The organism is Phyllobacterium sp. CCNWLW109 (genome assembly GCF_037203905.1).
In the GTDB taxonomy this organism is placed as follows: Bacteria; Pseudomonadota; Alphaproteobacteria; order Rhizobiales; family Rhizobiaceae; genus Phyllobacterium; species Phyllobacterium ifriqiyense.
This window is the reverse complement of the sequence record NZ_JBBCBK010000004.1, coordinates 572,865-586,857: the sequence shown is the minus strand read 5'-3', so window position 1 is coordinate 586,857 and position 13,993 is coordinate 572,865. Positions and strand designations below refer to the sequence as shown.

Annotated in this window: 16 protein-coding genes; 6 read left to right on the top strand and 10 right to left on the bottom strand. The window is 53.7% G+C overall.

Features of this window, described 5'->3' with window-relative positions; all coding sequences use genetic code 11:
* Genes phnK through phnG form a run of 6 tightly spaced genes read right to left on the bottom strand, consistent with a single transcriptional unit; the run spans window position 1 to window position 4,136 of the window.
* Complete coding sequence (phnK, locus tag V9K92_RS18290; protein ID WP_307285838.1) at window positions 1-777, bottom strand: phosphonate C-P lyase system protein PhnK; 777 nt, start codon at window positions 775-777, stop codon at window positions 1-3.
* On the bottom strand, window positions 774-1,655 hold the full coding sequence (locus V9K92_RS18285) for an alpha-D-ribose 1-methylphosphonate 5-phosphate C-P-lyase PhnJ (RefSeq protein ID WP_115052704.1): 882 nt from the start codon (window positions 1,653-1,655) through the stop codon (window positions 774-776). The genes phnK and V9K92_RS18285 overlap by 4 nt, the downstream gene beginning before the upstream one ends.
* Window positions 1,652-1,933: a hypothetical protein gene (locus tag V9K92_RS18280; protein WP_337354600.1), complete on the bottom strand. Its 282-nt coding sequence runs from the start codon at window positions 1,931-1,933 to the stop codon at window positions 1,652-1,654. The genes V9K92_RS18285 and V9K92_RS18280 overlap by 4 nt, the downstream gene beginning before the upstream one ends.
* Window positions 1,930-3,027, bottom strand: a complete 1,098-nt coding sequence (locus V9K92_RS18275; protein WP_337354599.1) for a carbon-phosphorus lyase complex subunit PhnI — start codon at window positions 3,025-3,027, stop codon at window positions 1,930-1,932. The genes V9K92_RS18280 and V9K92_RS18275 overlap by 4 nt, the downstream gene beginning before the upstream one ends.
* Window positions 3,028-3,030: 3 nt before the next feature.
* Entirely contained in the window at window positions 3,031-3,642 is a 612-nt protein-coding gene (phnH, locus tag V9K92_RS18270; protein WP_337354598.1) for a phosphonate C-P lyase system protein PhnH, read from the bottom strand.
* Entirely contained in the window at window positions 3,642-4,136 is a 495-nt protein-coding gene (gene phnG / locus V9K92_RS18265) for a phosphonate C-P lyase system protein PhnG (RefSeq protein ID WP_337354597.1), read from the bottom strand. Before phnG ends, phnH begins: the two co-directional genes overlap by 1 nt.
* Window positions 4,137-4,226: 90 nt before the next feature.
* Between phnG and phnF the strand changes: the two genes are divergently transcribed.
* Window positions 4,227-4,973, top strand: a complete 747-nt coding sequence (gene phnF, locus V9K92_RS18260) for a phosphonate metabolism transcriptional regulator PhnF (RefSeq protein ID WP_115052700.1) — start codon at window positions 4,227-4,229, stop codon at window positions 4,971-4,973.
* 17 nt (window positions 4,974-4,990) lie between these two features.
* Here phnF and V9K92_RS18255 read toward each other — a convergent pair whose 3' ends face one another.
* The gene (locus tag V9K92_RS18255) at window positions 4,991-5,602 is read right to left on the bottom strand and encodes a pyridoxamine 5'-phosphate oxidase family protein (RefSeq protein ID WP_337354790.1); all 612 of its coding nucleotides are present in this window, start codon (window positions 5,600-5,602) and stop codon (window positions 4,991-4,993) included.
* A gap of 131 nt (window positions 5,603-5,733) precedes the next feature.
* Between V9K92_RS18255 and V9K92_RS18250 the strand changes: the two genes are divergently transcribed.
* Window positions 5,734-6,648: a sugar kinase gene (locus V9K92_RS18250; RefSeq protein WP_115052699.1), complete on the top strand. Its 915-nt coding sequence runs from the start codon at window positions 5,734-5,736 to the stop codon at window positions 6,646-6,648.
* On the opposite strand, the gene V9K92_RS18245 is transcribed toward V9K92_RS18250, so the two are convergent.
* From V9K92_RS18245 to V9K92_RS18235, 3 genes are all read right to left on the bottom strand, one after another.
* Complete coding sequence (locus V9K92_RS18245; protein ID WP_337354596.1) at window positions 6,645-7,664, bottom strand: aldose epimerase family protein; 1,020 nt, start codon at window positions 7,662-7,664, stop codon at window positions 6,645-6,647. The two genes, V9K92_RS18250 and V9K92_RS18245, sit on opposite strands and share 4 nt — an antisense overlap.
* 86 nt (window positions 7,665-7,750) lie before the next feature.
* Complete coding sequence (locus V9K92_RS18240; protein WP_337354789.1) at window positions 7,751-9,208, bottom strand: NAD-dependent succinate-semialdehyde dehydrogenase; 1,458 nt, start codon at window positions 9,206-9,208, stop codon at window positions 7,751-7,753.
* Window positions 9,209-9,347: 139 nt separating this feature from the next.
* On the bottom strand, window positions 9,348-10,307 hold the full coding sequence (locus V9K92_RS18235) for an AEC family transporter (protein WP_162802506.1): 960 nt from the start codon (window positions 10,305-10,307) through the stop codon (window positions 9,348-9,350).
* Between the two features lie 96 nt (window positions 10,308-10,403).
* Between V9K92_RS18235 and V9K92_RS18230 the strand changes: the two genes are divergently transcribed.
* The 4 genes from V9K92_RS18230 (at window position 10,404) to V9K92_RS18215 (ending at window position 13,921) form a co-directional block, all read left to right on the top strand.
* On the top strand, window positions 10,404-10,988 hold the full coding sequence (locus tag V9K92_RS18230; protein ID WP_337354595.1) for a histidine phosphatase family protein: 585 nt from the start codon (window positions 10,404-10,406) through the stop codon (window positions 10,986-10,988).
* Between the two features lie 106 nt (window positions 10,989-11,094).
* Window positions 11,095-11,376 carry an acyl carrier protein gene (locus tag V9K92_RS18225; RefSeq protein WP_027231748.1) on the top strand — a complete coding sequence of 94 codons (282 nt, stop codon included), beginning with the start codon at window positions 11,095-11,097 and terminating at the stop codon, window positions 11,374-11,376.
* A 71-nt stretch (window positions 11,377-11,447) separates the two neighbouring features.
* Complete coding sequence (locus V9K92_RS18220) at window positions 11,448-12,632, top strand: beta-ketoacyl-ACP synthase (RefSeq protein ID WP_337354594.1); 1,185 nt, start codon at window positions 11,448-11,450, stop codon at window positions 12,630-12,632.
* Between the two features lie 11 nt (window positions 12,633-12,643).
* On the top strand, window positions 12,644-13,921 hold the full coding sequence (locus V9K92_RS18215; protein ID WP_336439860.1) for a beta-ketoacyl-ACP synthase: 1,278 nt from the start codon (window positions 12,644-12,646) through the stop codon (window positions 13,919-13,921).
* Window positions 13,922-13,993: the final 72 nt, after the last annotated feature.

Sequence of the window (13,993 nt, the reverse complement as noted above, 5' to 3'; positions counted from 1 at the left end):
TCAAACCTGTAGAATGGAGGAGACAAGAAGCTGCGTGTATGGCGCCTGCGGATCGTCCAGAACGCGGTCGGTAAGGCCCGTTTCCACGACGTGACCGTCCTTCATCACCATCATACGATGTGAGAGAAGACGAGCTACGGCCAGATCATGGGTCACGACAATCGCTGCCAGGCCAAGATCGCTGACAAGACCGCGGAGCAGATCAAGAAGCCTTGCCTGCACCGAAACGTCCAGTCCACCCGTCGGTTCATCCATGAAAACGAGACGCGGGTTGGTAACAAGATTGCGTGCAATCTGCAGGCGCTGGCGCATACCGCCGGAAAAGTCGCGCGGCTGATCGTCAATGCGGTCCCCTGCAATCTCAACGCGGCCCAGCCAATCGGTGGCTGTAGCGCGTATATTGCCATAATGCCGGTCACCAACGGCCATCAGCCGCTCGCCAACATTTGCGCCCGCAGACACGGTCATTCTCAAGCCATCAGCGGGATTCTGGTGAACAAAACCCCAGTCGGTACGCATCAGGAAGCGCCGTTCTGCCTCGCCCATGCGGTAGAGGTCACGGAAATGCCCGTCGCGCATCCGGTACTCAACCGTGCCCGCAGAAGGCGCAAGTCTCGTAGCCAGACAATTGAGCAATGTGGTTTTACCGGACCCGGATTCGCCAACGACGGCCAGCACTTCGCCAGGAAAAAGTTCAAACGAAACATTCTTGCAGCCGATACGGCTTCCGTAAAATTTCGATAATGCCCCAACCTTCAAGAGTGGTATATCGCTCATTCTGCTGCCTCCGCCTGTGGTGCCGATAATTCACCGCGATGCCCTGCGGCCTGCCGTTCTTCACAAAAATCCGTGTCGGAACAGACGAACATGCTGCCTCCTTTATCGTCGAGAATGACTTCATCGAGATAGCTGCCCTTGGCACCACAAAGAGCGCATGGCTGCGAAAACTTCTGAATCTCGAAAGGATGATCTTCGAAATCGAGACTGACGACCTGCGTATAGGGAGGAATTGCATAAATCCGCTTCTCCCGCCCTGCACCGAAAAGCTGCAAGGCTGGCGAGTTATGCATCTTGGGATTGTCGAATTTGGGTGTCGGAGATGGGTCCATCACATAACGCCCCTCGACCTTCACCGGATAGGCATAGGTGGTCGCAATATGGCCGTGGCGAGCGATATCTTCGTAAAGCTTCACATGCATGAGCCCATATTCCTCCAGCGCATGCATTTTGCGCGTTTCGGTTTCACGCGGCTCAAGAAAGCGCAACGGCTCTGGGATTGGCACCTGATAGACGAGCGTCTGACCTGCTGCTAGCGCAGTCTCCGGAATGCGATGGCGCGTCTGGATAATTGTTGCTTCTGTGGTCTTCGTGGTCACCGGAACATTGGCAACCTTTTGAAAAAAGGCACGAATTGAAACCGCATTCGTTGTGTCATCAGCGCCTTGATCGATTACTTTCAGCGTGTCCTTCGGGCCGATGATCGCAGCCGTTACCTGTACGCCGCCAGTACCCCACCCATAGGGCATGGGCATTTCGCGGCTGGCAAACGGCACCTGATATCCAGGTATGGCAATGGCTTTGAGAATAGCCCGGCGGATCATCCGCTTGGTCTGCTCATCAAGATAAGCAAAATTGTAGGTGGCAAGCTCGGTCATTTTGTCATAGCCTCAAAGGAGTTGGTTTGCGCAAAACCACGGAGTTTTGATCCTTTGGTTTGAACTGCAAAACGTAGGGATGCATGACGGGAGATATTGAGTTTTATCTTTTTACTGGTGTTTTTGTTTTCATCGTAGCGCTTGCCGCAATCGAGCAGCGCAACAAGAACCGAAAAAAATTGAATAACGATAGTGGCGACACTGGTGTTTCCGGCAGCAGCGACAGCTGGGGCGACTCCGATGGCGGAGGTGATGGAGGCGGTGGCGACTGAGTTCATTCTGCAGCCTCACTGATTTCGTTCTTTTGGCTTTCATGCCCACTACGCATACGGCGCACGAGATCGAGCTCCGCTTGGAAATCCACATAATGCGGTAATTTCAGATGCTCGACGAAACCCGTCGACTGGACATTGTCGCTATGTGAAATGACGAATTCTTCATCCTGCGCCGCAGCGGTGATATCTTCGCCAAGCTCCCGCGCCCTCAATGCGCGGTCGCAAAGAGCCATGGACATCGACTTGCGCTCGCTTTGGCCGAAAACAAGACCGTAGCCACGCGTGAATTGGGGCGGCTGCTTGGATGATCCCTTGAACTGATTGACCATCTGGCATTCGGTAAGACGAATGCGGCCAAGCGTTAGTGGAAAATCAAGTTCGGCGACTTCGAGTTCCACTTCAACCTCACCAATGCGAATTTCACCGGCAAAAGGATGGCTACGCGCGTAGCCGCGCTGGGTGGAATAGGCCAAGCCCAGCAGAAAACCCTCATCGCCGCGCGCCAGAGCCTGCAATCGCAAATCCCGCTCAAGCGGAAAGGTCAAAGGCTCGCGGGTCAAATCGCCCGTTTGAGCTCCCTCGGGCATATCACCATCGGCTTCGATCATGCCATCATGGCCGAGAATATCGGTCACACGCGGCATATGTTCATGGGCCTCGATGCGTTGATCCGGCAGATCAACTGACCCATCTTCCGCAAGTTCAGGATCGAGCAAGCGGTGCGTATAATCGAAGGTCGGACCCAGCAATTGACCGCCTGGCAGATCCTTGAATGTTGCGGAAATGCGGCGTTCAATAGCCATCTGCGATGTCTCGACCGGCTTTGTATAGCCGAAACGCGGCAAGGTCGTCCGGTAAGCCCGAACGAGGAAAATCGCCTCAATCATATCGCCGCGAGCCTGCTTCACAGCGAGCGCAGCAAGCTCGGTATCGTAGAGCGAACCTTCAGCCATCACACGATCAACTGCGAGCGCCAGCTGTTCAATAATCTGATCGAGGCCGATAGTCGGAACGGAGCGATCACCACGGCGGCGGTCTGCCAGAAGCTTGTGCGCATTGCGAATGGCGGCTTCGCCGCCTTTAACAGCAACATACATGGCCTAAGCCTCCTTCTTCGAAATGCGGGTGGTTCGCGGCAAAGCGGCAAGCGCGCCATTGCCAGCAAAGATCAGGTCGATACCACGCGGAAAGACGCCACGATTTGCTGCCCATTGTTCAATAAACATTCTAGGAAGCTCATTCGGCGAAAAGACCGCATTATCCTTGATTCCAGGACCTTCGAGGGTCACTTCTTGCGAACCATCAAAACCGGTCACCTGCAAAATGATTGTGGTCGAACGATCCGGATATTCAGACGTGCCTTTGGCAAATGAATCAAAAGACGGCATGTTTTCGATGTCGCTGACCAAAGCAAAATCGGCCTGGGAAGGATCATTCGTGAGCTCAACGCCGGTATGGAACTTCAGCCAGCCGATAGCGTCCTGCGATGCTTTAACTGGCTTGTCACACCAGACGACCGCATCATGATCCAACAACGTTGCTGCAATCGAAGCTATCGCCGGAGATAAGGGCGATGGAGCAAGAGCCAGATCACCGACGGAAATGACACGGCCCGGATTGGCCATAGCGTCCATCAATGCCCGAAAAATCTCCTGCGAGTTTAAAACCGTGTCGGCGAACCCGCCTTCAAAAACCTGAGTTGCTGCACGCATCAATCATCTCCTCGCACCATAGTGAAAAAATCGACCTTGGTTGCAGCGGTCTCAGCCCGCTTCTGTTCAAGCCCTTCATTCAAACGCTGCGCGATTGGAGCAAGCACGTTGTCTTCAACTGCTTGGCGATGGGCTGGCTCCTGCCAGATCGCATCAAAGACTGCAGCGAGCTTTACTTTCTCGCTTGAACGCCCGAGCGCGTAGGCATGACCGACAGCGCCATTATCGAGCCTTATGGTCGCTCGCGTCACGCTCGCCTCGCCCAGATTGAAAGCTGCGCCACCACCGCCGATGCGTCCACGCACCATGACCAGGCCGGTTTCAGGACCGCGCAGAGTTTCCACTGCTGGCTTGTTTTCCCAGCGCTCCCAGAACTGCCGCATTTCCTGCACGGTTGCTTGCGCCAGAAGCGCCATAGCCGCTTTGCGGCTGGAATCTGCAATCTCAGCTGTTACATCGGGTTCTTTACCCGTTTTCAAATTTGCATTGCGCATTGACACCTCACAGCAATTTGTCTATTTATATATACAACTAGACAATAAGCGTGGTTATAATACCCGTCAATGACAGGAGCATGACAAAGCATGCGTTCAAGCCATTTGATAACCAGGAATAGTGGCGTTGCTGTCTGGCGGCAGATTGCCGATCAGATCAGGGGCGATATTTCAGCGGGCAAAATGGCCAGTGGCGTGCGCATGCCGCCTGAGGTGGAGCTTGCAACCCGGTTTTCCGTCAATCGTCATACAATCCGCAGCGCAATAGCCGCATTAACGAAGGAAGGCGTGCTTCGAGCTGAACAAGGGCGCGGGACATTCGTCGCCAATGCCAAAAAGCTCACCTATCGAATTGGTGAACGCACGAGGTTTTCGGAAATTCTCTCAACACAGGTTCGCGAGACAAAGGGTGTGCTGCTTGGGTCGTCGCTGGAGGAGCCTACAGCGGAAGTTGCCTCTGCGCTTGGAATGCACTCCGGCATGGTCATCAGAATTGATACGATGCACACAGCAGATAACAATCCCATCTCTTGCGCCACATCCTGGTTCGATGCTGCGCGTGTGCCAAATATCATCGAGGATTATCGTGCGACCGGTTCGGTTACCGCAGCGTTTAAACGGGCAGGAATTGATGACTATCTGCGTCAGTCAACGATTATCGGAGCCCGGCATGCTGATGCTGAGGATCTGCGACACTTGAAGCTTTCGCCTGGCGCCATTGTTATCGTCGCAACAGCCGTCAATGTCGATATGGATGGACGGCCTGTTGAATACGCAACAACGCACTTTTCTGCCGACCGCATGGAAATTGCCATCGGCAGACAGTCATCTCTTTAGAGCAAACCTTGCTCTTGCTACCACATGGTTTTTGCGGCCCGCTCCGGCCATTCGCGGTCATAGGTATCACCATCAAAGCGCGCTTCGCTCAACGCGGCAAGGATTTGGCCCGGCGTCGGAAACTCCTTCGGAGAACGATGTTTTGATGGATTCCAAAGCTCCGACCGAATAAGCGCGCGGGCACATTGGAAATAGGCCTCTTCGACCTCAATGACGGTGACGGATCGTGGCGCCTTGCCGTCCACATTGAAACTCTCAAGCACTACCTGATCCGTTTCAATATAGGCACGGCCATTGACTCGAAAGGTCGTTGTCAAACCGGGAATGAGAAACAACAGAGCCACACGCGGGTCACGGACGATATTTCGCAGCGAATCAATACGGTTGTTGCCCCGCCGATCCGGCATCATCAGCGTTCTCTCGTCATGTACCCGGATAAACCCGGCTAGATCACCACGCGGAGAACAATCCAGCCCTTCCGGACCACTGGTGGCAAAAGCAACGAATGGCGATCCTTCGATCAGCAAGCGATAATCCGGCGTGATTCGATCTGCCACTTTGGAAGTCGAGGCTTCACTTACACCGCTATAAATGGCTTCAAGTTGCTCTATCGACGTAATCCGCGTCATCATTTCCTCCTGCATGCGCATTCGCCGACTAACATGCCATGGCGAAACGATTATGACAGCCATCACTTTGGAAATGACATACAGACCGCACTAGTATATCAGTCGCGCGACCAATATTCGGGAGAGATGACATGGGTGGTTTTGCGGCAATCGGCGAGTGTATGATTGAGCTGTCCGGTGCTAATGGCGACCAATGGCGCATGGGTTTCGCAGGCGATACGCTTAACACCACCTGGTATGTCCGGGCGCTTACCAAAACCGAGTATCCCGTAGATTACGTCACGGCTTTCGGCGATGATCCCTTCTCGATGAAGCAGCGCGCATTCCTGAATGAAAACGGTATTCAAACAGCCAATAGTCCGATTATCGCCGGTGCGCGCCCGGGACTTTATGCGATAAGTTTGACCGGGGCCGAGCGTTCGTTCACCTATTGGCGCAATGACGCGGCTGCGCGCCAGCTGGCAGATGACACGGAGGCGCTGGCACAAAGCCTCGCCGGACGTGAGATTGTTTATTTCTCCGGGATCACCATGGGTATTCTCAGTCCCAAAAACCGTGAAAATGTTTTGAACGCTGTCAAAAACGCACGCGAACAGGGATCTCTCATTGTCTTCGATGCCAATTACCGCCCTCGCCTGTGGGAAAATGCCGACACAGCCCAGCAGGTACTCAGCGATGCCTTTCGCGTCACCGACATTGCCTTACCCACATTTCCAGATGAGAACGCACTTTTTGGCGACGCAACACCTGATCACACGGCTGACCGGATAGCCGGTTTTGGCGTAGGCGAGATCGTCGTTAAAGATGGCACGGAGCCAGCGCTTGTAGTGGCTGATGGTCGCCGCACCAACGTGCCAGCAACCATTGCCAAGGCAGTTGATACGACCGGCGCTGGCGACAGCTTCAATGGCGGCTACATTGCCTCGCGCCTTGCCGGCTTTGACCCCGTCAAGGCTGCAGCCAGTGCCCATAGGGTTGCCGCTCGCGTGGTTGAATTTCACGGCGCACTTGCTCCCATGAGCGAAGCGCGCGCGGCCTTTGGCTAAGATTTTTTAAAACTGTACTTTGTCATTTGGCTGTATGTTTCGTCTGGCCGCAGGATCGCCTGCGGGAAGTACGAAAAATGTGTTGAATCTGGCCAAATCTGCGCTTCGAAACACAATGCCGCATAATTTTCATATGTTTTTCCGGTCAAACCAATGGCAGGCTTTCCGCCAAGCGTATTGGATGCATAAAGCTGCACACCCGGCTCGGTGGTGGACACGGTCATTTCCACGCCAGATTTAGCTCCTCTGGCCCAAGCGACCGGGCACAGCGGGCGCCGCTCGCTCGCCAGACAGAAATTATTGTCATAGATAACCTGCTTGCCGTTTTCTTCACGCCGTACTGGTCTGAATTCACGAAAATCATGCGTGGTTCCTGCCACAGGCAAAACGCGCCCATCAGGCAGAAGATCAGCATCGGTAGGCAGATAGGCCTGCGCATCTATACGTACCTGATGATCGAGCGCTTCAGTTGCGCCACCATCATCCAGATTGAAGTAACTGTGATGCGCGAGATTGCATAGGGTTGGCTTGTCTGTGACTGCATCCATACGAATGGCCAGAGTGCCCTTCGACTCAAGCATATAGGTGCAGGTAATGTTGAGATTACCCGGAAAACCCACCTCGCCATCGGGCAGATGAATTGTCAGCGTCACATAGTCCGGCCCAACGGCCACAACCTGCCACAGACGTTTTCCCGCCCCAAGCGTGCCGCCATGAATATTGTGCAAGCCGCGGAAATTCTTCTCCAACTGATAGGTTTTGCCATCAATCGTCAATTCGCCGTCCCGAATGCGATTAATGGAACGGCCAATCGTGGCCCCGAGATAGGGCGAATAGGCGGGGTAATCGGCAAAGTTCTGATAGCCAAGCACCAGCGGACTTTCATGACCTTTCAGGCGCAGGTCCTGAATAACGGCACCCCAGGTCAGGACTTTCGCCGTCAGGCCACCGCCAATAATGGTAATGCAATGCACCGCTTCACCTGAATCAGTATGCCCAAAAACTTCCGTATCCATTTGACTTTAAAACCTTTTATAAGATTCACTGCGCAGGCAGCCTGATGCACCGGAATGCATCAGGTGAATGATGTGAGCTACATAGTCTAAAGACCAAGCCCACCAATGCAGACATATTTGGTATCGAGATAATCTTCGATGCCTTGATGCCCGCCTTCCTTGCCGAGACCTGATTCTTTAACGCCGCCAAAGGGAGCTTCGACGGTTGTGATCAGTCCCTCATTGACGCCGACCATGCCATATTTCAAACCTTCCGAAACACGGAACACACGCCCAAGATCCTGCGTGTAGAAATAGCTGGCAAGGCCGAACTGCGTGTTGTTGGCAAGATCAATTGCTTCCTGCTCCGTCTCAAACTTGTAGACAGGAGCAACGGGGCCAAAGATTTCCTCTGTCGTGAAAAGCATGTCCGGCTTTGCATCGCCAATGACGGTTGGCTCAAAGAAGCTGCCGCCTAGCGAATGGCGCTTGCCACCAGTGACAATCTTCCCGCCCTTCTGTTTTGCGTCAGCGATAAATTCCTCAACCTTTTCGACGGCCTTTTCATCAATGAGCGGACCTTGTTCGGTGCCTGCTTCAAGCCCATTGCCGATCTTGAGCTTTGCAGTCTTTGCTGCAAATTTTTCAACGAAACTATCGTAGATTCCAGCCTGAACCAGAAACCGATTTGTGCAAACGCAGGTTTGTCCGGAGTTGCGGAACTTTGCCATGATGGCGCCGTCGACGGCCCGGTCGACATCCGCATCATCAAACACGATGAATGGCGCATTTCCGCCGAGTTCCATCGATACTTTCTTGACAGTATCGGCCGCCTGTTTGATCAAAATCTTGCCGATTTCGGTAGAACCCGTGAAGGTTATCTTACGCACGACGGGATTGCTGGTAATTTCGCCGCCAATCTCGCTGGCCGAGCCTGTCAGAATATTGACGACGCCTTTCGGAATACCTGCCTGCTCGCATAATAGTCCCCATGCAAGACCTGAATAAGGTGTCTGCGTGGCTGGTTTTACAACGGCTGTACAACCAGAAGCCAAGGCCGGGCCAATCTTGCGTGCCAGCATGGAAGAGGGGAAATTCCAAGGCGTGATAGCGCCGATAACGCCAACTGGCTCTTTGGTAATCATGATCCGGCGATCAGCCCAAGGTGACGGTACGGTATCACCGTAAGTACGACGCGCCTCTTCAGCATACCAAAGGATATAAGCGGCAGACATGCCAACCTCGCCCTTGGATTCGGCGAGTGATTTACCTTGTTCCAGCGTCAGCAATTCGGCGAGCGCATCCTGATTGTCCAGGATTGCATCGTGCAATTTGCGCATCAGCTTTGAGCGCTCCAGCGCCGATGTCTTGCACCAGGTTTTGAAAGCTTCCGCTGCCGCGTCAATGGCGCGCTTCGTTTCGGCCCTACCCGAATTGGGCACTGTGCCAATGACGAGCCCCGTCGCGGGATTGATGACATCGATTGTCTTGCCCGAATCTGCCGCGATCCACTCGCCATTGATAAGATTGGCCTGCTTCATGAACTGGCTGGATTTCTGCAACATCATATTCTCCCTGTGTTCGAAGGGTTATGCTCTTTAGGTGGATTCCGTGAAGGATAACCATATTGCGCTGGGCAATCGAGCCTTGGGTCAAGGTCCGTAAGCACCCTGCTCCTTTTTGGCAAAAGCTGCAACGGCGCAGCTAGCCAAATATATAGGTAACAACTGAAACCCAGAATGCCAGTGTCACCGCAGACAGAGCAGTCGCCATAACCATTGAGTTAGATGCCAAAGCCTGCCCTGTTCCAAAGCGTGTGGCAATGAGATAGGAATTCACGCCTGCAGGCAAAGCTGCTGCCACGACGGCAATTTTTGCGGTAAACGGCGCTAGTCCCAACAGCCACACAGCCCCTAAAACAACTGCAGGCATCAGCAATAATTTTATGACAGACATGACGAGCGCTGCGGCAATATTTCCCGACACGCCAAATTTCTTCAGCCCCATCCCCATCGCGAACAGCGCAACCGGCCCCGCAACACTCGCCAGAGTTTGTATGAGAGCATCCGCTGTCTGTGGCATCGTCAGACCAACAAGCCGCCAAATCCATCCGGCTAATATTCCAAGCACGAACGGATTTCGCAGCAAGCTCTTGAAGAACGAAAGCACGACCGCCGCCAGATGGGCTTCTCCGCTGAATACGCCATCCCGTCGCATCGCGATTTCATGCAAGCTGATTGATGCTGCCATCATGATCGGCATGTGAATGGCGACAATGAGAGAGAGTATCGCAAAGCCGTTTTGCCCGAATACGCCAAGCACAAGCGGCATTCCAAGGAAAACCAAATTGGAGAAAGATCCAGAAACCCCGGCAACGACACCAGCGCGATTATCTCGGCCAAACATATATTTGATAGCGAGGTCCGACGCGGCCCAGGCCACAACGACACCGCTGAAATAGGCGATCCACAGCGACCAGGGCGCTGCGCCATGAAAGTCGGCCGTCACCATGGTTCTGAACAATAATAGCGGCGCTGCAATCATGAACACGAAATCGGAAAGACCATCGCCGACCCGCTCATCAAGCAATTTGAAATGCGCCGCCGCATAGGCGATAGCGATGACGCCAAAAACAACGATGATTGTTTGGATAAGACTCATGATCCTTGGGATAAGCCCGGAAGTTTCGAGGAGCAAGCCTGGAAAACGATCACTTTATTTTTGTGAGCAGAATTCCCATCTGCCTGATAAGGAGAATGAATGGCATATCGATCGAGTCTTTGGCTTTACTCCGGATTGGTTCTGACGTTTGGCATCGCCCTCGCATCCGTGCCCGCTCAGGCGACAGATGCCGCTTGGGCAAGAGTTCAGCGCGGAGGCTATACAATCCTCATTCAGGGCGGCGATGCTTCAGGCGCGCTCAGCCCATCATCTGATACTTCCGCGGATTGTGCCGCACGAACGCTCTCGGACCGGGGTCACCAGCTGGCGCAAAAGCTAGGCGCGCGATTTGCTGCCCGCGGTGTGCGAATCGACAAGGTTTTGACAAGCACCGTTTGTAATGCACGGGAGACAGCGCGCCTTTCCTTTGGTTCATCCCCTATGGAAATATTCGCCCCGCTTGATCCAATGGCTGGCGATGACACAGCAAGAGGAACGCAGCTTGAACAAATTCGAACCACGATCATTTCGTTCAAAGGCTCTGGAAATCTGGTATTGCTCACGGATCGTAACAATATAATAGCGCTAACAGGAGTGGCACCCCGGCCCAGCGAGGCTGTTGTTGCAGCTCCCGCAGAGGACGGAAAAACCATTCACGTTGCCGGAAGAATCATATTCGACTAATCACCACATGCTCTTGGGTCTTTCCCTCGCCTGCGAAAAAAGCTAGATACCGGCTCATCAGATCGCAGGGTCTTAGACGAGACACCTAAAACAAAAGGAAAATCAATTGTCCGAAACATTCGACAAAGTCGCCGATATTATTGCTGAAACCAGCGAGATCGACCGCGACAGCATCACGCCGGAAAGCCATACAATCGACGATCTTGGCATCGACAGTCTGGATTTCCTCGATATCGTTTTCGCCATCGACAAGGCATTCGGCATCAAGATTCCGCTTGAACAGTGGACGCAGGAAGTCAATGACGGCAAGGTTCCGACCGAAGAATATTTCGTGTTGAAGAATCTTTGCGCCAAAATCGACGAACTGGTCGCCGCCAAGAAAGCCTGATCCGCAGACCAACGCGGGCGCTAAGACATATCCATTAACCGGATGCACCGTAACAACGGTGTTGCGAGACAATGCAGAACAACACCGTCGTTATCACAGGTATCGGACTTATTTCCTCTTTGGGCGAAGGGGCCGATGCTCATTGGCAAGCTTTCAACGATGGAGCCAAGCCGCGCATCGATGGTGAAAGATTCAAGCCATACACAGTGCATCCGCTCGGTGAAGTCGATTGGAACAGCCAGATTCCAAAACGCGGCGACCAGCGGCAGATGGAAACCTGGCAGCGAATCGGCACATATACTGCCGGTCTTGCTCTACAGGATGCTGGCATCAAGGACGATGAAGCTCTCTGCGCAACAATGGATATGGTTGTGGCAGCGGGCGGCGGCGAACGCGATGTGACTGTCGACACGCAAATTCTGGCTGAAGCACGTGTACGCAATGATCTTGGCACGATGCTGAACGAAAAACTGTCGACAGAATTGCGTCCGACGCTTTTCCTGGCACAGCTTTCCAATCTCCTTGCGGGCAATATTTCGATTGTTCACAAGGTGACAGGATCTTCACGCACATTCATGGGCGAAGAAGGTGCGGGTATTTCCGCAATAGACACAGCGGTTTCGCGCATTCGTTCCGGCCAAAGCACCCACGCCCTCGTGGGAGGCTCCTATAACGCTGAACATCCCGACATGCTGCTCGGTTTCGAGCTGAACCAGATGTTGAAAACCGATGGATGGTCGCCGGTTTGGCAAAGGGAAAATTCCGAGGGCGGTGGCATTGTCACAGGCTCCGGCGGTGCCTTTCTCGTTCTCGAAAGTGCAGACCATGCCAAGAAGCGCGGTGTTCGCGCTTACGCTGCCATTGACGCTATTTACAGCTCACAGATTCGCCGCAACCGCGAAAACCTTGGCGAAACGATTTCCAAGCTTCTGGGTGCCGCAAGTGCGGATAAGGCACCTGATCTTATTGTTTCCGGTGCAACCGGGGCAAAGAAAGTCACGTCTGCAGAAAAAGCAGCGCTGGAGGCTTTCTCCAGTTCAACAGTTCGTGGACTTTCCAGTAAAACGGGCCATCTGCGCGAGGCACAATTCCCTCTCGCTGTTGCCATCGCCGCATTGAGCGTTTTTCATGGGACAGCCTTTCTCCCGCTTGATAGTGAAAACGAGGCAACTGGTCCGGCTAATATTTCCAGTGCACTCGCGACTTCCATCGGTGCGACGCGCAGTGAAGGCGTTGCCCGCCTAAGCAAGGTTTAAAGGATATTCCAATGTCCAAATATACTGATCATCTAGGTCGCCCCCTGGTTGCGATTACTGGTCTTGGTGTGGTCTCCTCGCTTGGACAAGGCAAGGAAGAAAACTGGGCAGCTCTGACCTCGGGAACTTCCGGCATTCACACCATAACGCGTTTTGCGCTCGACAATTTGCGCACGCAAATAGCCGGGACTGTGGATTTTCTTGAAGAGAGCAGTCAGGGAGCGTCAGCACTTTCGCAGAAACTGGCTTCCCTTGCCGCTGAAGAGGCCATAGCGCAAGCCGGTTTTCCAATCGATGATTTCGGCGGGCCTTTGTTTCTCGCAGCGCCACCCGTGGAACTCGAATGGCGCAACCGCTTCGCGCTTGATGCACTGGTAAAGTCCGAAGGCGAACCCGGTTACGATCTATTGCTGGCAGCGTGCCGAAAGGCACCGCAAAGCGCGATGTTCAACACGGCCGAATTTGGCTTTATAGCAGAATGCATCGCCGACAAGTTCGGAACGCGCGGACTGCCCATCACGCTGTCGACCGCATGTGCATCAGGCGCAACTGCAATCCAACTTGGTGTCGAGGCTATCCGGCGTGGCGAAAGCGACCGCGTCCTGTCAATCGGAACTGATGGCTCCGTGTCGGCAGAAGCGCTTATCCGCTTCTCGCTGCTATCGGCACTTTCAACCCACAATGAACCTGCCCATAAGGCCGCCAAGCCTTTCTCAAAGGACCGTGACGGTTTTGTCATGGCCGAAGGTTCCGGCGCGCTTGTTATGGAATCGCTGGAATCTGCTGTCGGCCGCGGCGCCAATATTCTCGGAATCATGCGTGGTTGCGGCGAAAAGGCAGATGATTTCCATCGCACGCGCTCAAAGCCCGATGGCTCTCCGGCGATTGGTGCCGTGCGCGCAGCCTTGGACGATGCGGGGATCAAGGAAGATGCCATCGACTATGTCAATGCCCACGGCACTTCAACTCCGGAAAACGACAAGATGGAGTATTTGGCCCTCTCGACGGTTTTTGGTGACCGCATATCCTCGTTACCGGTTTCCTCCAACAAGTCAATGATCGGCCATACGCTGACTGCTGCGGGCGCTATCGAAGCCGTTTTTTCAGTTCTGACAATTCAGACCGGCACTATTCCGCCAACAATCAACTATGACAATCCCGACCCTGCAATCGTGCTCGACGTCGTTCCCAACGTGAAGCGTGAGGCAAAGGTTTCAGCGGTGCTTTCAAGCTCCTTCGGATTTGGCGGACAAAATACGTGTCTTGTCATGACGGCAGAACCGAACTAATCCGGAACCTGAATTAGAGCAATTTCAAAATGCGGGATCCGGTTTTCCCGTCCGGAATTGCGCAACCCACAA

Coding starts and splice junctions, on each gene's coding strand:
- V9K92_RS18220 (WP_337354594.1), top strand. CDS start 11,448: ATGCAGAACAACACCGTCGTTATCACAGGTATCGGACTTATTTCCTCT.
- V9K92_RS18275 (WP_337354599.1), bottom strand. CDS start 3,027: ATGTATGTTGCTGTTAAAGGCGGCGAAGCCGCCATTCGCAATGCGCAC.
- V9K92_RS18230 (WP_337354595.1), top strand. CDS start 10,404: ATGGCATATCGATCGAGTCTTTGGCTTTACTCCGGATTGGTTCTGACG.
- phnH (WP_337354598.1), bottom strand. CDS start 3,642: ATGCGTGCAGCAACTCAGGTTTTTGAAGGCGGGTTCGCCGACACGGTT.
- phnF (WP_115052700.1), top strand. CDS start 4,227: ATGCGTTCAAGCCATTTGATAACCAGGAATAGTGGCGTTGCTGTCTGG.
- V9K92_RS18245 (WP_337354596.1), bottom strand. CDS start 7,664: ATGGATACGGAAGTTTTTGGGCATACTGATTCAGGTGAAGCGGTGCAT.
- V9K92_RS18215 (WP_336439860.1), top strand. CDS start 12,644: ATGTCCAAATATACTGATCATCTAGGTCGCCCCCTGGTTGCGATTACT.
- V9K92_RS18250 (WP_115052699.1), top strand. CDS start 5,734: ATGGGTGGTTTTGCGGCAATCGGCGAGTGTATGATTGAGCTGTCCGGT.
- V9K92_RS18240 (WP_337354789.1), bottom strand. CDS start 9,208: ATGTTGCAGAAATCCAGCCAGTTCATGAAGCAGGCCAATCTTATCAAT.
- V9K92_RS18280 (WP_337354600.1), bottom strand. CDS start 1,933: ATGAACTCAGTCGCCACCGCCTCCATCACCTCCGCCATCGGAGTCGCC.
- V9K92_RS18285 (WP_115052704.1), bottom strand. CDS start 1,655: ATGACCGAGCTTGCCACCTACAATTTTGCTTATCTTGATGAGCAGACC.
- phnK (WP_307285838.1), bottom strand. CDS start 777: ATGAGCGATATACCACTCTTGAAGGTTGGGGCATTATCGAAATTTTAC.
- phnG (WP_337354597.1), bottom strand. CDS start 4,136: ATGCGCAATGCAAATTTGAAAACGGGTAAAGAACCCGATGTAACAGCT.
- V9K92_RS18255 (WP_337354790.1), bottom strand. CDS start 5,602: ATGACGCGGATTACGTCGATAGAGCAACTTGAAGCCATTTATAGCGGT.